16 protein-coding genes are annotated in these 17,425 nt (G+C 73.4%); 8 read left to right on the forward strand and 8 right to left on the reverse strand.

The window, feature by feature from the left end; translation table 11 throughout:
- Nucleotides 1-1,040: 1,040 nt before the first annotated feature.
- On the forward strand, nucleotides 1,041-1,403 hold the full coding sequence (locus P3T29_RS23975) for a hypothetical protein (RefSeq protein WP_280718672.1): 363 nt from the start codon (nucleotides 1,041-1,043) through the stop codon (nucleotides 1,401-1,403).
- Between the two features lie 119 nt (nucleotides 1,404-1,522).
- On the opposite strand, the gene P3T29_RS23980 is transcribed toward P3T29_RS23975, so the two are convergent.
- The 3 genes from P3T29_RS23980 to P3T29_RS23990 form a co-directional block, all read right to left on the reverse strand.
- The gene (locus P3T29_RS23980) at nucleotides 1,523-3,742 is read right to left on the reverse strand and encodes an NADP-dependent isocitrate dehydrogenase (RefSeq protein ID WP_280718673.1); all 2,220 of its coding nucleotides are present in this window, start codon (nucleotides 3,740-3,742) and stop codon (nucleotides 1,523-1,525) included.
- 124 nt (nucleotides 3,743-3,866) lie between these two features.
- Nucleotides 3,867-4,715, reverse strand: coding sequence for an S-methyl-5'-thioadenosine phosphorylase (locus P3T29_RS23985; protein WP_280718674.1), 849 nt, complete (start codon nucleotides 4,713-4,715; stop codon nucleotides 3,867-3,869).
- 110 nt (nucleotides 4,716-4,825) lie between these two features.
- A complete protein-coding gene (locus P3T29_RS23990; protein WP_280718675.1) occupies nucleotides 4,826-5,191 on the reverse strand; it encodes a hypothetical protein in 366 nt (121 codons plus the stop codon).
- Between the two features lie 187 nt (nucleotides 5,192-5,378).
- Between P3T29_RS23990 and P3T29_RS23995 the strand changes: the two genes are divergently transcribed.
- The 7 genes from P3T29_RS23995 (at nucleotide 5,379) to P3T29_RS24025 (ending at nucleotide 11,430) form a co-directional block, all read left to right on the forward strand.
- Entirely contained in the window at nucleotides 5,379-6,128 is a 750-nt protein-coding gene (locus P3T29_RS23995; RefSeq protein ID WP_280718676.1) for an alpha/beta fold hydrolase, read from the forward strand.
- 139 nt (nucleotides 6,129-6,267) lie between these two features.
- Nucleotides 6,268-7,230: a DUF4129 domain-containing protein gene (locus P3T29_RS24000; RefSeq protein ID WP_280718677.1), complete on the forward strand. Its 963-nt coding sequence runs from the start codon at nucleotides 6,268-6,270 to the stop codon at nucleotides 7,228-7,230.
- Between the two features lie 26 nt (nucleotides 7,231-7,256).
- Nucleotides 7,257-7,712 (forward strand): hypothetical protein, encoded by a 456-nt coding sequence (locus P3T29_RS24005; RefSeq protein ID WP_280718678.1) that lies wholly within the window; start codon nucleotides 7,257-7,259, stop codon nucleotides 7,710-7,712.
- A 48-nt stretch (nucleotides 7,713-7,760) separates the two neighbouring features.
- Nucleotides 7,761-8,768: a MoxR family ATPase gene (locus tag P3T29_RS24010; RefSeq protein ID WP_280718679.1), complete on the forward strand. Its 1,008-nt coding sequence runs from the start codon at nucleotides 7,761-7,763 to the stop codon at nucleotides 8,766-8,768.
- Entirely contained in the window at nucleotides 8,765-10,108 is a 1,344-nt protein-coding gene (locus P3T29_RS24015; RefSeq protein WP_280718680.1) for a DUF58 domain-containing protein, read from the forward strand. The genes P3T29_RS24010 and P3T29_RS24015 overlap by 4 nt, the downstream gene beginning before the upstream one ends.
- Nucleotides 10,108-10,656, forward strand: coding sequence for a hypothetical protein (locus tag P3T29_RS24020; RefSeq protein ID WP_280718681.1), 549 nt, complete (start codon nucleotides 10,108-10,110; stop codon nucleotides 10,654-10,656). The genes P3T29_RS24015 and P3T29_RS24020 overlap by 1 nt, the downstream gene beginning before the upstream one ends.
- 117 nt (nucleotides 10,657-10,773) lie before the next feature.
- A complete protein-coding gene (locus tag P3T29_RS24025) occupies nucleotides 10,774-11,430 on the forward strand; it encodes a DUF6629 family protein (protein ID WP_280718682.1) in 657 nt (218 codons plus the stop codon).
- A 62-nt stretch (nucleotides 11,431-11,492) separates the two neighbouring features.
- Here the strand turns inward: P3T29_RS24025 and P3T29_RS24030 are convergent, their stop codons facing one another.
- The 5 genes from P3T29_RS24030 to P3T29_RS24050 form a co-directional block, all read right to left on the reverse strand.
- Entirely contained in the window at nucleotides 11,493-12,494 is a 1,002-nt protein-coding gene (locus P3T29_RS24030; RefSeq protein WP_280718683.1) for an alcohol dehydrogenase catalytic domain-containing protein, read from the reverse strand.
- The gene (locus P3T29_RS24035; protein ID WP_280718684.1) at nucleotides 12,491-13,792 is read right to left on the reverse strand and encodes an aspartate aminotransferase family protein; all 1,302 of its coding nucleotides are present in this window, start codon (nucleotides 13,790-13,792) and stop codon (nucleotides 12,491-12,493) included. The genes P3T29_RS24030 and P3T29_RS24035 overlap by 4 nt, the downstream gene beginning before the upstream one ends.
- The gene (locus tag P3T29_RS24040) at nucleotides 13,785-15,230 is read right to left on the reverse strand and encodes a trehalose-6-phosphate synthase (RefSeq protein ID WP_280718685.1); all 1,446 of its coding nucleotides are present in this window, start codon (nucleotides 15,228-15,230) and stop codon (nucleotides 13,785-13,787) included. The genes P3T29_RS24035 and P3T29_RS24040 overlap by 8 nt, the downstream gene beginning before the upstream one ends.
- A 90-nt stretch (nucleotides 15,231-15,320) precedes the next feature.
- Nucleotides 15,321-16,232, reverse strand: a complete 912-nt coding sequence (locus P3T29_RS24045; protein WP_280718686.1) for a sugar nucleotide-binding protein — start codon at nucleotides 16,230-16,232, stop codon at nucleotides 15,321-15,323.
- Nucleotides 16,229-17,425 (reverse strand): MFS transporter, encoded by a 1,197-nt coding sequence (locus P3T29_RS24050; protein WP_280718687.1) that lies wholly within the window; start codon nucleotides 17,423-17,425, stop codon nucleotides 16,229-16,231. The genes P3T29_RS24045 and P3T29_RS24050 overlap by 4 nt, the downstream gene beginning before the upstream one ends.

A 17,425-nucleotide genomic window follows, 5' to 3' on the forward strand; every position in this document is an offset into this window, starting at 1 on the left:
GATACGGATGCCGTGACGGCCCTGCCGAGGCCGCGCCGGAGCGCGGCTGAGGATGAGAACAACGAACAGCCCTCCCATGGGGGATGAGGCAGACGCGGGGATCGGTCCTGGTGGGGAGCGTCCTGGGGTCGCGCCGTGCCGGGGAACAGGATGGTCGCGCGTTTGCTGGGCTTCACTGCTCCTGGCTGCCTGTCCGCAGCGCGGATCAGGTGCCGGGGTTACCGGAGCAAGACGTGGGGGTGGGTATGACGGAGACCCAGATGTCATAGGCATGACATGGACTGAGCACCAGCCACCCCGTATTGGGGCGTGGTGTCCGGTGCGAGAAAGTTAGCGAAGCCTAAGCACAGCCCACAAGAGTGATGTGAACATGCGTTTTTCGCAGCCGCGCAGGTTCGCGTCCCGCAGAGCGGGCCGTCGGCGCCTTTGCGCAGATCAACCAACTCCCCTGCCACCGAAGGGCGGAGCAGGAAATCCGGGTAACGCTTTCGTAAAGCCTCGGGAAGATCGCGGGACGGAACGGACCACCCGCCCGCCGACAGCGCCCAGTTGGCCGTCAATCACCGCCATCTGGCGTCAACTCGTCCAGCGAGAACCACAGTTACAGAGTCAATGGTCCAAGCTGCGAGATTCCTGGGAACGCGACCCAGGTAGCGCCTTGCGGTGGCCGGGCCGCCGTCGGGATACTCGGCGAAATCGCTTTGGCATGAATGCGGCAATCGATTCCCGCAGCCGCCCCCACCCCGGCGCATGCCCCGGCGCACCTCTCCGGGTCCGAGCACCACTGGACCCAACCCCCACAGGAGGGACCTCAGTTGAAGACCCGACGCACCACTCTCATCGCCGCCGGAGCAACCGCTCTCGTCGCCGCGATCGGCGCCAGCATCGGCTGACCCCGCACGCTGCGGGTCCGCTGCCGCTGCCCCCGAAGCGGCAACGGACCTGGCCAACCCCCCTGAAGTGCGGCTCTCCCCCGGGCGGTCACCGCCGGCGGGGGCACGACCCCGACCGTCGCGGCCGCCGTCACCGGCCCGGCCGACGTGGGCGTCGCGGCCCTCGAGTACTCCGGCCTGTCGACGGCCGCCGGAACGGGAGCCGTCGGCGTACTGACCGTTGCCACCGGCACCACCGGGTCCACGGCGGTGGTGGTCGCCTCCGGCGCGACGGCGGCCACGGCCGGCGGCGGCGAACTGGCCCTCGGCTTCTACGCCGACTCCGGCTTCGGCGACACGCTGACGGCCGGCACCGGCTTCACCTCCCGGGTCGGCGTGTCGAACACCCCCGACATGGAACTCGCCGTCGAGGACCAGCTCACCACAGCGGGCGCCACCCCGAACGCGACCTTCGGCACGGGCGCCCAGACGGTCTGGCTCGCGGGGGTCGTCGTCTTCAAGCACGGCTGAGCGAAGCAGGGTTGAGCGGAAAGCCGAACGGCCCGGGCCCGACGGAGAGTTCTCCGTCGGGCCCGGGGCGGTCTGCCGGTCGGGCCGGCCTGCACGAGGTGCCGTCAGCCGACGAGCCGTCAGCCGAGGAGCGCGAGCGCCTCGTTGAGGGTCTTCGACGGACGCATCACGGCCGCCGCCTTGGCCACCACGGGCTGGTAGTAGCCACCGATGTCGACCGGCGAGCCCTGGACGGCGATCAGCTCGGCGACGATGGCCTGCTCCTGCTCGGCCAGCGTCTTGGCGAGCGGCGCGAACGCCTCGGCCAGCTGCTCGTCGGCGGTCTGGGTGGCGAGCTCCTGGGCCCAGTAGAGCGCCAGGTAGAAGTGGCTGCCACGGTTGTCGATACCACCCAGGCGGCGGCTCGGCGACTTGTCCTCCTCGAGGAAGGTACCGGTCGCCCGGTCGAGCGTGTCGGCGAGCACCTGGGCGCGCGCGTTGCCCCGGCTCTGCGCCAGGTGCTCGAAGCTGGCCGCGAGGGCGAAGAACTCGCCCAGGCTGTCCCAGCGCAGGTAGTTCTCCTTCAGCAGCTGCTGGACGTGCTTGGGGGCGGAGCCGCCGGCGCCCGTCTCGAACAGGCCGCCGCCGTTGATCAGCGGGACGACGGAGAGCATCTTGGCGCTCGTGCCGAGCTCCAGGATCGGGAACAGGTCGGTCAGGTAGTCGCGCAGCACGTTGCCGGTGACCGAGATGGTGTCCTCGCCACGGCGGATCCGCTCCAGCGAGAACGCGGTCGCCTGCTCCGGCGTCATGATCTCGATCTGCAGCCCGGTGGTGTCGTGCTCGGGCAGGTACGCGCGGACCTTGGCGATCAGGTTGGCGTCGTGCGCGCGGCTCTCGTCCAGCCAGAACACGGTCGGGTTGCCGGTGGCGCGGGCGCGGTTCACGGCGAGCTTGACCCAGTCGCGGACCGGGATGTCCTTGGTCTGGCACATCCGGAACACGTCACCGGCGGAGACCGGCTGCTCCAGCACGACGTCACCGGCGGCGGAGACGACCCGGACCGTACCGGCGGCCGGGATCTCGAAGGTCTTGTCGTGGCTGCCGTACTCCTCGGCCGCCTGCGCCATCAGGCCGACGTTCGGGACGGAGCCCATGGTCGCCGGGTCGAAGGCGCCGTGCGCGCGGCAGTCGTCGATGACGACCTGGTAGACACCGGCGTAGCTGCTGTCGGGGATGACGGCGAGGGTGTCACCCTCCTTGCCGTCCGGGCCCCACATGTGGCCGGAGGTGCGGATCATGGCCGGCATCGAGGCGTCGACGATGACGTCGCTCGGGACGTGCAGGTTGGTGATGCCACGGTCGGAGTCGACCATCGCCAGCGCCGGGCCGTCGGCCAGCTCGGCGTCGAAGGACGCCTTGATGTCGGCACCCTGCGGCAGCGCGTCCAGGCCACCCAGGATGCCGCCGAGACCGTTGTTCGGGTTCAGGCCGGCGGCGGCGAGCACCGCGCCGTACTGGGCGAAGGTCTTCGGGAAGAAGGCGCGCACGACGTGGCCGAAGATGATCGGGTCGGAGACCTTCATCATGGTGGCCTTGAGGTGCACCGAGAACAGCACGCCCTCGGTCTTGGCCCGGGCGATCTGAGCGGCGAAGAACGCCTCCAGCGCCGCCACGTGCATGACGGACGCGTCCACGATCTCGCCCGCGAGCACCGGGACGGACTCGCGCAGGACCGTGGTGGTGCCGTCGGCGGCCGCCAGCTCGATGCGCAGCGAACCGGCCTCGGTGATGACGGCGGACCGCTCGGTGGAGCGGAAGTCGTCGGCGCCCATGGTCGCGACGTTGGTCTTCGACTCCGGGGTCCAGGCGCCCATGCGGTGCGGGTGCGCCTTGGCGTAGTTCTTCACCGAGGCGGGGGCGCGGCGGTCGGAGTTGCCCTCGCGCAGCACCGGGTTGACGGCGCTGCCCTTGACCTTGTCGTAGCGCGCGCGGACGTCGCGGTCCTCGTCGGTCTGCGGCTCGTCCGGGTAGTCCGGCAGCGCGTAGCCCTGGGCCTGGAGCTCGGCGATCGCGGCCTTGAGCTGCGGGATCGAGGCCGAGATGTTCGGCAGCTTGATGATGTTGGCCTCGGGCGTCTTGGCCAGCTCACCGAGCTCGGCGAGCGCGTCGTGGATGCGCTGGCCCTCCTCCAGACGCTCCGGGAAGCTCGCGATGATGCGCCCGGCCAGCGAGATGTCGCGCGTCTCCACGTTGACGCCCGCAGTCGAGGCGTACGCCTGGACCACCGGCAGGAACGAGTACGTCGCCAGGGCCGGGGCCTCGTCGGTGTGCGTATAGATGATGGTCGAGTCAGTCACCGCATACTCCGCTTCACGTCTACAACGTCTTGATATCAAGATATCTCGTGATCGACCCTATGCGACACCGGCCCCGGCTTCCGGCCGCCCGGCGCAACCCGTACGGCGGGTCGGACCGACTCCGTCAGACTCCGGCGAACCCGGTCTCCAGGCCGTCCAGGGCGTGCGAACAGACGCAGTCCCGGGTGGCGGGGAGGCCCTCCAGCGCCTTGAACAGGACGGTGCGCAGCCGGTCCACGTTCCGGGCGAAGACCTCCAGCACCTCGGCGTGGGTGACTCCCTCGCCGCTCTCCACACCCGCGTCGAGGTCGGTGACCAGCGCCAACGACGTGTAGCAGAGCCCCAGTTCACGGGCGAGCACGGCCTCCGGGTGCCCGGTCATGCCGACCACCGACCAGCCGTTGCCGGTGAACCAGCGGGACTCCGCCCGGGTCGAGAAGCGCGGGCCCTCGATCACCACCAGGGTGCCACTGTCCACCGGCTCCCAGGCGCAGTCGCGGGCGGCGACGACGGCGGCGCGGCGGCCGTCCGGGCAGTACGGGTCCGCCATCGAGACGTGCACCACGTGCGGGAGGGTGCCGTCCGGCAGCGGCAGCCCGTCGTAGTAGGTCTGCGTCCGGCCGGAGGTGCGGTCCACGAACTGGTCCGGGACGACCAGCGTGCCGGGGCCGTACTCGGCGCGCAGGCCGCCGACCGCGCACGGGCCGAGCACCTGGCGGACACCGAGCGAACGCAGCGCCCAGAGGTTGGCGCGGTAGTTGATCTGGTGCGGTGGCAGGCTGTGCCCCCGGCCGTGCCGGGGCAGGAAGGCGACGCTGCGCCCGGCCACCTCACCGACGAAGAGCGAGTCGCTGGGCGGGCCGTACGGGGTCCGGACGGCGACCTCGGTCACGTCGTCCAGCAGGGCGTACAACCCGGAGCCCCCGATCACGCCCAGCTCGGCACGGGGGGTGGTACGGGAGGTGTCAGCCATGGTGGCCGCCTTTCGGTCGCGTCGTGTCCACCACCCTAGGAGCCGCCGGGGCCCGCTCCCGGAAACCTCGTCTTACGATTCCCGGACGTGCGGCAGCGGCCCGCACCGGGTCAGGCGTCGCGGCGGACCTTGAGGGCCCAGAGCACCAGCGGCACCTGCAGGGGCAGCCGCCCGTACGCGAACGCGCGCTCGGGGGCACTGCGGGTGCTCCAGTCGCGGGCCATCTTGACGTTGGCGGGGAAGACGGCGGCGAACAGCGCGGCGGCGGCGAGACCGCCCACCCGCCGGGTGGCGGGGACGGCGACGGCGGCCGCGCAGGCGAGTTCGGCGACGCCGCTCAGCTCCGTCCAGAGCCGGGCGTCACCGGGCAGCTGCTCGGGGACCAGCGGGTCGAAGAACTCCGGCTTCCGGAAGTGCATGACCCCGGCCAGGCCGAGCAGCGCGGCGAGTGCGAGGGGTGCGCGGTGGCGGGACACGTTCGCTCCGTCCTGGTAACGGTCGGTGACGCCTGCGACCTTACTCGTCGGTAGCCGACGGGTACAGGCTTTCGCACCTCAGGGGCACCCCCCGGCGGCGTACAGTGGCCGTCCGCAGCGGGACGGGCAGGCGTGGCGGCAGCGGGTGGCGGCAGAGGGTGGACACATGCGGCGGAGCAGGGCGAGAGTGACCGGCCATCAGGTACTGGAGTGGCGGGTACGGCCCGAGGCCCCGGTCGCCGCCGTCCTGGTGCTGCACGGCGGGCAGGAGAAGAGTGAGCGGGCGCCCGGGCCGGTGAACCTCCCCGGGCTGCGGATGTACGGGTTCGTCCGCGCGATCGCCCGGGAGACGGCCGGTGCCCGGGTCGCCGTCGGCGTGGTGCGGTACCGCTACCGGGGCTGGAACGGCAGCCGGGCGGACGCGGCCCGCGACACCGTCGCCGCCCTGAACGACCTCGCCGAGGAGCTCGGCCAGGTCCCGATCGTGCTGGTCGGGCACTCGATGGGCGGCCGCGCCGCGCTGCGGACCGCCGGGCACCCCGGCGTCACCGGCGTCATCGCGCTCGCCCCCTGGTGCCCGGACGGCGAGCCGTACGCGCAGCTGAAGGGCTCCACCCTGCTGACCCTGCACGGCGACCGCGACCAGGTCACCGACCCCGGGGCCACCCGGCACTTCGCGGCGCAGGCCCGGACGGCGGGCGCCCGGGTCGCCGGGTACACCGTGCGGGGCGACGGCCACGCACTGCTCCGGCGCTCCGGCGACTGGCACCGCGCGACCGCCCGGCTCACCGGCGGCCTGCTCGGGCTGCGCCCGCTGCCCACCGAGGTGGCGGCGGCACTGGCCCTCGGCAAGGCCGAGAACGGCGGGCTCGACCTCCGTCTGCCCGGGCGGCGCGAGAGCGATCCGGTCGGTCTCGCACTCTCGTCCACGGACTGACCGATCCGCGCCGCCCGCCGGTCCGACAGGTTCGTACAGGAACTGACAGACTGTCGATCACTGTGCAAGGCTGCTCCCCTGAACACCCGGTGTGCGGGGCCACCGCCCTGAAGCCGGAAGGCTCCAGGGGGAGAGCGGCATGGGGAGCAGCACCGGCCGGATACGCGGTCGTTCCACGTGGGTACGGCCCGTACTCGCCGGCCTCGCCGTGGCGGCACTGGCACTCGCCGCGCTCGCGCTGAGGACCGCGCCGGGCCCGGCCGCCTGGCTCTCGCAGGGCCCGCTGGCCCAGGACAGCGGGCTCGTCTGGCTGCTGGCCTTCGGCGGCGCCGTGGGCGGCGCGGCTGTCGCCGGGCGGCACCGGAAGGACGTCAAGGAGTACGGCACCCCGACCCCGGTGGCCGAACGCCTGGCCACCGTCGCCTCGTTCCTGCTGCCGCTTGCGGCCGGTCTCGCCCCGCTGATCATCTTTCTGCTGCCCGACTCACCCGGGCCACCACCCGCCGCCGAGCCGTCGGGCGACAACCCGCCACCGCCCCCGCCGCCGTACCACGACGGCGGTGCGCGGGGCGGCGCCTCGAACGCACTGCTGGCCGTTGCAATCGCCGTGCTGGTGCTCGCGGTGGTGGTCGCCCTGGTACTCCTGTGGCGCCGGTTCGGCCACCACCTCCGCAGGCGCGTGGCACTCCGGCCGGAGGCGGCCGGCACCGCTCCGATCAGGGCCCGGGCCCTGGCCGACGCCATCGACTCCGGCCTCCGGGCGCTGCACGGCGATGACGTCCGCGCGGCGGTGATCGCCTGTTACGCGGCCCTGGAGTCCTCCCTCGCGGACTCCGGGGTGATCCGCGAGGAGTCGGACAGCCCGGCGGACCTGCTGCGCCGGGCGGCCGTCGGCGGCGTACTCGCCGGACCGTACCCGCAGATCCTGGCCGCGCTCTTCCGCGAGGCCCGCTACTCGGGTCACCCGATGGACCACGACCACCTGCACCGGGCCCGCGCCGCCCTCGACGCCATCTCGGCCCAACTCGCGGAGCCCCAACACGCCGAGTCCCGACGCGCCGAGCCCCAGCACCCCGAGCCGACCCCGGCAGGCAGCCGATGAACCAGCCCGGCTCCAGCCTTCGTACCGTGGCCGTGCTCACCACCGTCGCCGTGGCCGCCGAGACCGGGCTCGCACTGGTCGGCGGGGCCGCCACGGCCGCCGAGGGTGCGGCGCTGATCACCGCCGTCGCCGTGCTCGCCGCCCGCTACGTGTCCGGCTTCGAATCGCAGGACGGCGGGGACCGCATTCCGCTGCGCATGATCGACGAACGCCGGGCCGGCCTGAGCGACTGGGAGTGGGTCGTCGGGGAGGCGCTCGCGGGCCGTGGCGACCGCGCCCGGCTGCTGCACCCGCGCCTGCAGCGCCTCTACGCCGCCCGTCTGACGGAGCGTCACGCCGTCTCGCTGTACGACCAGCCCGAAGCGGCCGCGGCCCTCGTCGGCCCCGAGGTCTGGCGGCTGATCGATCCGAGCCGCACCCCGCCAGCCCCGATCCCGCTCCCCGCACTGCGGGCCGCCGTGGACCGCCTGAACGAACTCTGACCCTCCGCACCCCCGGCCGGGGGCCCCGATCCCGTACCGAGGAGTACCGTGACCAGCACCCAGACCGCCGAATCCGGCCTGTCCAGCACCGATCTGACGCCGCGTCAGGCCGGTGAGCGGGCCCGGCGGGTCCTCGACGAGGTCGGTCGCGCGGTGGTCGGCAAGCCCGAGGCGCTCGAACTGGTGCTGCTCGGCGTGCTGGCCGGGGGCCACATCCTGATCGAGGACCTGCCCGGCCTCGGCAAGACCCTGCTGGCCCGGTCCTTCGCCACCGCGCTGGGCCTGGACTTCCGGCGGATCCAGTTCACCCCGGACCTACTGCCCTCCGACGTGTCCGGCGCGCCGTTCTACGACCAGCGCAGCGGCGAGATGGTCTTCCGCCCCGGACCGGTCTTCACCCACCTGCTGCTGGCCGACGAGGTCAACCGGACGCCGCCCAAGACCCAGGCCGCGCTGCTGGAGGCGATGGCCGAGGCCCAGGTCTCGGTGGACGGTGTCACCCGGCGCCTGCCGGACCCGTTCGTGGTGATCGCGACGGCCAACCCGATCGAGTACGAGGGCACGTACAGCCTGCCCGAGGCCCAGCTCGACCGGTTCCTGCTGCGCGTCCGGATGGGCTACCTGCCGGTGGCACAGGAGTCCGCGATGCTCCGCGCCCGCCTGGACCGGGCCACCCCGGAGGCCGCCCTGCGGGGGCTCACCGACCCGGCTGAGGTGGTGGCCATGCGGGCGGCGCTGGAGCGGGTCGAGGTGGACGACGACCTGGTCGACTACGTGGTCGCCCTGGTGGACGCGACCCGCTCGCACCCGGAGATCCAGGTCGGCGCCTCCCCACGCGGCGGCCTGGCCCTGATCCAACTGGCCCGCGCCCGGGCCCTCATGGACGGCCGCGACTACGTCGTCCCCGAGGACGTCAAGGCCCTGGCCGTCCCGGCGCTGGCGCACCGCGTCACGCTCCGGCCCGAGCTGTGGGTCCGTCAGATCAACGCCGACGACGTCATCTCGGCGCTGGTCGGGACGGTCCCGGCGCCGCAGACCGCACCGGCCCGCCCGTGACACCCTCGCAGGGCAGGCGCGGCGCCGCCCGGGCGCTGGGCACCGGCTCCGCCCCCGCCGCACTCGCCCTGACCCGGCCGCCCGCCGCACCGCCGACGATCTGGCGGGCGAGCGAACGCGCCCTACGGCTGCTGACGGTCGCCGCCGTCGCCGCCGCGGCCGCGCTGGTGACCGGGCACGCCTGGCTGCTGGCCTGCGCCGCAGGGCCGGTCGTACTGCTGGTGCTGGCCGCCGCCGGGCGCGGTCGCCCGACCCGGCTCACCGCCGAGGCCGAGATCGGCCCGCGCCGCTGCTTCGAGGGCGACACCGTCGACATCCGGATCGAGCTCTCCTTCGACGGCACGGCCGGCTGGATCGACCCCGCGCTGTACCTCGGGCCCGGCATGACGCTGGACGGCCTCACGGTGACCGGCCCCGTGGTGGAACTGCGGCTCACCGCCCACCGCTGGGGCCACTGGACGCTCGGCAGCGTCGATCTCGACCTGTACGACCTCGGCGGGCTGGCCCGGCGCACCGTCCGGGTCGAGTTGGGCGAGGTCCAGGTCTTCCCCTCCCCCGCACGGTCCTCGCTCACGCCCATTCCGGTACGGCTGCCGGAGCGGCTCGGCGAGCACACCGCCCGCCAGCGCGGCGAGGGCGTCGAGGTGACCGGGGTGCGTCCGCACGTCTGGGGGGAACGGCAGCGACGCATCCACTGGCCGTCCAGCACCCGGCGCGGGTCCATCCAGATCAACCAGTTCGCGGCCGAGCGCGCCGCCGACACGGTCGTACTGATCGACGCGCTCGTCGACTACGTGCACCCGGCCACCGGCGCCTCCAGCCTCGACGAGACGCTGCGCGCCGCCGCCGGGATCACCCGGGCGTACCTGCGCAGCCACGACCGGGTCGGCGTGGTGTCGATCGGCGGCACCACCCGCTGGCTGCGGCCCGGCAGCGCCGCCGGGCAGTTCTACCGCCTGGTGGAGACGGTGCTGGAGGTCCGCCGGGACCTCGGCTACCAGGTGCCGGACCTGGACGAGCTGCCCCGCCCGGTGCTCCCGCCGGACGCCCTGGTGTACGTGATCACGCCGCTCAACGACCAGCGGGTGCTGGACGTCCTGAGCGGTCTCGCAGCGCGCGGCAACCCCGTGGTGGTGGTCGAGGTCCCGATCGGCGACCCGGAGCCGGCCCGGGCCGGCGAGATCGGCGAGCTGGTGGTCCAGCTGTGGCGCGCGGACCGCGAGGCACTGCGGTTCGCGCTGCGCGGCCGGGGCATCCCGGTCGTCCGGCCGGAGCCGGGCGCGGGCCTGGACCTCGCGCTGGCGCCGCTGCTGCGCACCCGGATCAGAGGGAATGTGTGATGAGCACTCCGATCTCCACGCCGATCTCCACGACCCGAGCCGCGCGCAGCCTCGGCATCGCGCTCGCACTCGCGTCCGCCGATCCGGTCGCGCTCGCCCACGCGCCCCGGCTCACCCTGCTGGTGCCCGTCGCCGCCGTGGCAGCGGCGTGGTGGGCGAGCCCGGTGGTGGCCGACCGCCCGGTGCGGCACTCCTGGGCCTGGGGCGCTCAGCTGTCGCGACACCGCAACACGGTGTTCGCGGCGGGCTGCGTCCTGCTCGCGGCGGCGAGCTCACCACCGCTCTGGCTGGCGGCCTGCGTCACGGCGCTGCTGCTCGGGTACCTGCTGCTCGCCGACGCGGTCGCAGCCGGCCCGGCAGGCGCACGGCAGTGGCGCTCGCGCGCGGTCCCCGCCGCCGCGTACGGCGCGAGCGCCCTGGTACTGCTGGCGGCCTTCGCGCCGGTAGGCGGGGTCACCTGGGGACGCCTCGTCGCGGCGCTCGCGGTGGTCGGCTCGGCCGTGGTGGCCGGGCTGGCGCTCTGGTCGCGCGGGATCGACCCGCCATGAGCGCGGCGGGACCCGCCGGTTGCGCCGGTCGCCGACCGTACCGCGCTCTGCCAGTCTGAGAGCCCGGGAGCCTGAGAACTTGGGAGCCTGAGGCCGGACCTGCGGCAGGAGACCCGAGTGTGCTGGAGTGCCGAGGCCGACCTCATCGCGGGGACGGTGATCACCGGGCTCGGGGTGTGCTGCCTGGCGCGCGTCCGGCGGCTGCCGGACGTACCGCTGGCCGCCCTGCCGCTGGTACTCGGAGCGCATCAGCTGATCGAGGCGGCCGTCTGGTCGGGGGCCGAGGGCGGGCCGTCCGCCGGGGCGGCGCAGTGGGCCCGGGCCGCCTGGGCCGTGATCGCGCTGCCGCTGCTGCCGGTCCTGGTGCCGCTGGGCGTGTGGTGCAGCGCGCGCCCGCCCGGCCAGGGCCCGCGAGCGGCGTTGGCCCTGCTGGGCGTGGCCGTCGCCGTCCCGCTCGCGGTCGCCGTGGCAGCCCACCCCGTCACGGCCGAGATCCACGGCCACACCCTGCGGTACGGGGTGGGGCTCGCGTCCGCCCCGCTACTGCTGGCCTGCTACCTGCTCGTGACAGTCGGCTCGCTACTGCTGAGCGGCGACCGGCTGCTGCGGCTGCTGGGCACGCTCGTCGGCCTGGGGGCCGTCCTCTGCGGCGTGCTGTACGAGCTGGCCTTCGCCTCCACCTGGTGCGCCCTCGCCGCCCTGGCGAGCGTCGTCCTGCTCCGCTGGACGGGCCGGCCCGTCGCCGACCCGTCCGCACGCGGATCGGGTGGGTAACGGGGGTGGCTGGGGTGGCGGGGTCATCCCCGCCTCGTCGTGTCGTGCTCGGTGTCGGGCCGCTACGGCCGGATCAGCGTCTTGCCGAGGGGCCGGCCGGTGACCTGGTCGCGGAGGACTCCCGGGAGGTCGGCGAGCCGGATCTCCCGGGTGATCAACCGTTCCACGGGCAGGTCCTCGAACGGCCGCCCGGTCAGCGCGTCGACCGCCGCGACGAAGTCGGCGGGCGCGGTCCCGTAACTGCCGCCGACGCGGACCGCCTTGCCCTGCCAGGACGTCGAGACCGCGACCTCGGTGCGGCGGGTGGTGTCCAGGTCGCAGTCCAGTCCGGCCAACGTGTCGCCCGGGGCGGTGCCGCCGTAGAGCATCACCAACCCACCCGGGGCGACCAGGCGCAGTGCCTGCTCCAGAACTGCGGGCTGGACAAGGGTCGTCGCCACCACGGCCACGTCCAGGCCGCCTTCGGGCAGCGACTCCATCGGCCCGATCGGGACGTCGAGTACGCCGCTGTCGCGCAGGAACGAGGTGCGGTCGGCGCTGCGGTTGCCGAGCGCGACGTCGGCTCCCAGCGCGTCGGCGAGCCCTGCTATCAGGACTCCGGCCGTTCCCGCGCCGAGCACGCCGAGGCGCAGGCCGGGCAGTTCGGTGCCGAGGTGGCGGGCGATCGCGGCGAGGCAGTGCCGGGCGCAGGCCAGCGGCTCGGTGAACACCAGTCGGCGCGCCGCGACGCCGTGCGGCACCACCGGCAGGGCCGCCGCGAGGCAGTCCGCCGGGCCGGCCGCCCACATCCGGGTCGCGAAGCCCGTACCGCGCGTCACCGCCACGTTCGGGTCCAGGCTGACGCGCTGTCCCGCCGACAGCCCGGGCAGGGTGGACTCCTCGACCACGCCGACGAGTTCATGACCGAACTGGCTCACCCCGTGCCGGTCGCCGACGATCTCCTTGAGATCCGACCGGCACAGGCCGGCCACCTCGATCCGGACGCGCACCGCGTGCTCGCCCGGCGGGCGCTCGCACGGCGTCCGCTCAAGTGACGGACCGTCAACTCCCAGCACCACCCTCATCCGACGGGCTCCGGAGCCGACGGCGCCTCCAGGGCCTCACCGAAGCGGTCGGCGACCAGGTGGGCGTCCTGCGGGGTGAGGACCAGCGGCGGGCGCAGCTCGATGACGTTGCCCAGGCCGTGTTCGGACACCCGGGTGAGTACGCCGCGCCGCTGGAGCGCCCGCTGGTAGGCGTGGGCCTCCTCGACCGCCTTGCCGCCGTCGGGCTTGACGAGTTCGACGCCCAACATCAGCCCGAGCCCCCGGACTTCGCCGATGACCGGGTGGTCCTGTTGCAGGGCGCGCAGGCGGTCGGTCAGGACGTCTCCGGCCGCCCGGACGTTCTCCAGGAACCCGGGTCGCTGGATGATCTCCAGCGTTTTCACGGCGGCTGCGGCGGCGAGCGTGTGCGCGCCGTAGGTGAACCCGTGCAGCGAGCGGTCCCAGGGTGCCATCCGCTCCTCGGTGAGGATGGCCGCCAGCGGCAGGCCGCTGCCGGTCAGCCCCTTGGAGACGGTCATCATGTGCGGCTGCACGCCGAAGTGCTCGGCTGCGAACATCCGGCCGGTGCGGCCGAACGCGGTCTGGATCTCGTCGAAGATCAGCACGATCTCGCGGGCGTCGCAGAACGCCCTGAGCTCCTGGAGGTAGCCGGGCGGCGGGACGACGTTGCCGCCCACGCCGCTGATCGGCTCCATGATCACGCAGGCCACGCTGCCGGAGCTCGCGTACTCGATGAAGTCCTCGATGCGCTCGACGCACAGCATCCCGCAGACGTCCGGCGTCTGCCGGTAGAAGCACCGGAAGCAGTACGGCCCGGGTACGTGCAGCGCGCCGGGGAACCGGTGCGGGAAGGGTGCGCGCAGCCGGCTGCTGCCGTTGAGACCGGCCGCCGCCAGGGTCTGCCCGACGTGCCCCCGGAACGGCACGATCACGTCGCGCCGACCGGTGTGGTGCTGGGCCATCTTGATCGCGCCCTCGTTGGCGGTGGATCCGCCGGAACTGCGCAGGTTCACCCGGGTCAGGTTGTCCGGGCTGATCCTGACCAGCTCCTGCATCACCCGGTTGGTCGCCTCGGTCTGGAACGAGGAACTCGCGAACACCAGCTCCTCGGTCTGCGCCCGGACCGCCGCCATCACCTCGGGATGCTGGTACCCGAGCAGCAGGTTGAAGGTGCCCGAGACGCAGTCCAGGTACTCGCGCCCACGGCTGTCCCAGGCGCGGATGCCCTCGCCCCTGACCAGGACGGCGTCACCCAGCTGGTACTGCGCCGCCTGCTGCGGGTCGACCTGCTGGGGGTCGACCGCGAGGTCACTCATGGCGGGCCCGGTGGTCGGCGGCGAGACCGTCGAGCTGGGCGCGCACCCACGCCTCCAGCGTCCACGGCTCGGCCGCCCGGCGGCGGCGCTCGGCCGCTTCGGCTCGCGCGGCCGGGGGCGAGGTGAGCGCGTCCGTGATCGCCCGAGCCTGCTCGACCAGGTCGAACGGGTTGACGGTACGGCAGACCGGACCGAGCACCTCGGCCGCGCCGCACAGCTCGGAGAGGATCACCTCGGCGTCCCGCCCGTTGATCAGCGGGGCCTCGAAGGTGCTCAGATTCTGGCCGTCCACAGTGGAGTTGAACATCAACAGGTCGGCGCGGCGGAAGCAACCCAGGGTGTGCTCGACCTCGTTGTCGCAGTGCCAGCGCACCGTGTCAGCGCCCAGCCGGGCGTTCGCGTCGGCGACTGCGGCCTGCACCCGGCGTACGTAGTCGGCATTGGCCTCGACGTAGAGCCGGTTGGGGTTCATCCGCACCAGCATCCTGGCGTCGCACAGGCGTTCGTCGGACCTTATAGCCAACTCGAAAGCCCGCACCGCGCGTTCGGCGTTCTTCATCGGGTCGGTCCGGCCGCTGTGGACGACCAGGGGGCGCTCGCCCGCCCAGTCGGCGAAGCCGTCCGGCAGCCTGGGCTCGCGGCTGTGCAGGGTCAGCGGGCTGTAGCCGAGCGGCATGGTGCGTACGCTGGTCCGGTGGCCGCGCCGGTGGATGACGCCGGCGTCGCGGTCCACCACCGCGTCGGGGATCAGATCGGCCACGCAGTCGAGGAAGTTCCGCCGCCACCGGTCGGCGAAGAAGCCGATCGTGGTGGCCGGCAGCATGCCCTCCAGCAGACCGACCCGGACGGATTTCGGCAGCACCCGCCAGTAGTCGGGCGAGGGCCAGGGGATGTGCACGAAGAGCAGGATCGGCGCGTCGGGCCGCTGCTCGCGCAGCCTGGCGGGGACGGCGACCAGCTGGTAGTCGTGCACCAGGTACGCCGGGTCGGACGCGTCGGCCGAACTCTTCAGCAGCGCGTCGGCGAAATCGCCGGTGAACTCCGCGAAGGACTCCATCGCCCGGTAGGTCCCGGCGTCGAAGGTGGGCGAAGTCCAGGTGTCCCAGCCGTAGTTGTTGGCCGCCCAGAGGAGCTGCGCGGTCACCACGTGCTGCACCACCTCGAAGGTCCGGCGGTCGTGGCGCAGCAGCCGGATCCGGATCTCACGGCCGGACGGCAGCTCCAGGGTGAGGCCGTCGGGGTTCTCCCGGGCGGCCCGGTGGTCGTCGTCGGTGTCGGCGCTCGCGATCCACGTCACGTCGAGCACGCCGGCCTGCTCTGCCACCACGTTGCCGGTGCCGCCGGGCGCGAGCCAGGGGCGGAGCTCGCCGGTATCCGGGTCGGGCGCGTAGCTGACGGCGGCCCGCTTGCTGGCCAGGAACAGTTGGCGATCCGTCACGGCCGGTCCTCTCGTTGGGCGATTTCTCGGACGGTTCCTCGGACGATTCAAAGGGCGGTTCAAGGGCGGTTCAGAGGGTGCAAGGGCGGTTCAGAGAGCGATGAGCCTGGCGGTGGCCTCGAAGACGTCCATCGGGGCGAGGGTCGCGAGCTCGGGGAGGCTCCCGGCGCGCTCACTGTGCAGACAGGCGTTGCGCGGGCGGCAGGCGTAGCCGGTGCTCTGCTGGGGTGCGGGGCTCACCAGGGCCGGGTCCACTCCGTAGCTCTGCGCGATGTGCCGGGCCCAGGTCAGCCTGGTCAGCCGTCGTGGGCCGCCCAGGTGTACGACGCCGGTGTGCTCGGAGACCAGCAGTGCGCTGCTCCATGCGGCGACGTCGTCCACCAGCACGGGACTGTTCCAGTGGTCGTCGGGTACCGCTACGGGTTCGGCCGCGCTCAGCTTCAGTGCGCAGGTGGTGAAGAAGTTCGGCCGCAAACCGTCGCGGTCCCAACCGTAGACCAGGCTCACCCGCAACACGAGGACGTTGCCGCTCGCCAGCAGCGTGTCCTCGGCCGCGAGCTTGGCGCGGCCGTACGCGTTGGCGGGCTCGGTGGGCTGCGACTCGCCGCAGCTCGCCGCGCGGCCGGGGAAGACGTTGTCGGTGGAGATCAGCACCGCCCGGCGGCCGTCGAGCAGTTCGGCGAGGTGCCGGGCGCCGCCGTGGTGCGCGGCGGCCGCCTGCTCGGGGTTGGCCTCGCACCAGGTGATGTCGGAGGGCCCGTGCGCGATGACCAGCGCGTCCGGGCGGGCCGTTTCGAGGAGGGCCTGTACCGAGCCGCGCCGGACGATGTCGACCGGGAGCCAGGCCAGGCCCCTGGCTCCGGACCCGGTCGGCCGGTGCCGCGAACTGAGGGTGACGGCGTGACCGAGCCCGGCCAGTCGTCGGCCGATGTGGCCGGCCAGGTAGCCCGCGCCGATCACCAGCACGCGTAGGCGGGTGCCGTCGAGGTGACGCAGCGTCATGATCGGGTCTCCTCCCCCGTCGGGTCCGGGTCCGGGACCGGAACCGGCAGCAGCCGTACCGCGTGGGCACCCGTCACCACCAGTACCCCGCCCAGCGCCACCAAGCCCAGCGCCGTCGGCAGCCCGAGCCCGCCCGCCAGTACGCCCACCAGGGGCGGACTGGCCAGGAAGCCCGCGTACGCCACTGTCGTCACGGCCGAGATCGTCCTGGACCTCCGGTCCGGGCCGACCGCGCGGCCGACCGCGCCGAGCAGGCCCGGCACCACCGGCGCGAGCCCGATTCCCGCCAGCGCGTAGCCGGTCAGCGTCCACGGCACGTTCCAGCCCGCCGCCGCGACCGCGAGACCGATCCCACCCAGGGCTCCGCCGACCCGGACCAGCGTGCCGTCGTCGAACCGCTCGCCCTGCCACTGTGCGAGGATCCGGCCGACCGCCAGGCCGGTCATGTACACCGCCGGGCCGCAGGCCGCCAGGAACGGCCCCGCCGCGAGCTGCTGGGCGAGGTGGATCGCACCCCACTGCTCCACGCTGTTCTCCATCAGCAGGACGACCGCGCCGACGGCGCCGACCAGCACCAACGGCCGGGAGATCCGGCCGGGCGACCCGCCGTCCGGGACCGGTGCCGCGTCCTGCCAGGGGCGCCGGTCGATCGCGAGGACGGCGCTCAGCGCCACCAGCACCGCGATCACCGTGAGCAGCACGCGCGGCGACACGCCGAGGGAACGCGCCAGGCCGACGCCGGCCGCCGCGCCCACCATCGCCAGCGGGGTCGCCGCGTGCACCTTGTTGAACAGGCGGACGCCGTCCCTGGCCTCCCGTGCGGCGAGGGTCGCGTTCAGCGCCACCTCGATCCCACCGCTGGCCACACCGACCAGCAGCAGCGCGGCGGTGAACGTCCAGCGGGACGAGGCGAGCCCGACCAGCAGGCAGCCGACGGCGAAGGCCGCCGTCACGGCGGGCAGGGTGTGCTGGGCCAGCCGCTGGGCCAGCCGCCCGGTGAGCAGCATGGCCGGCACGGCTGCGATCGGTACGGCGAACAGCGCCAGCCCGAGCTGCTCGTCGGTCAGCGCCAGGTCCGACTTGACGGCGGGGATCAGGGCGGACCAGCCGCCCCAGAACAGCCCCCAGCTCACCGCGACGGCCAGCAGCCCGACGACTGCGCCGCTTCGGTCGTCTCCCCGCCGAACAGACAC

The organism is Kitasatospora sp. MAP5-34 (assembly GCF_029894335.1).
Lineage (GTDB): Bacteria > Actinomycetota > Actinomycetes > Streptomycetales > Streptomycetaceae > Kitasatospora.

Excerpts from the sequence above, each read along its gene's own strand:
- P3T29_RS24045 (WP_280718686.1), bottom strand. The coding sequence starts at position 16,232 with ATGACGCTGCGTCACCTCGACGGCACCCGCCTACGCGTGCTGGTGATC.
- P3T29_RS24020 (WP_280718681.1), top strand. The coding sequence starts at position 10,108 with ATGAGCACTCCGATCTCCACGCCGATCTCCACGACCCGAGCCGCGCGC.
- P3T29_RS24000 (WP_280718677.1), top strand. The coding sequence starts at position 6,268 with ATGGGGAGCAGCACCGGCCGGATACGCGGTCGTTCCACGTGGGTACGG.
- P3T29_RS23985 (WP_280718674.1), bottom strand. The coding sequence starts at position 4,715 with ATGGCTGACACCTCCCGTACCACCCCCCGTGCCGAGCTGGGCGTGATC.
- P3T29_RS24035 (WP_280718684.1), bottom strand. The coding sequence starts at position 13,792 with ATGAGTGACCTCGCGGTCGACCCCCAGCAGGTCGACCCGCAGCAGGCG.
- P3T29_RS24030 (WP_280718683.1), bottom strand. The coding sequence starts at position 12,494 with ATGAGGGTGGTGCTGGGAGTTGACGGTCCGTCACTTGAGCGGACGCCG.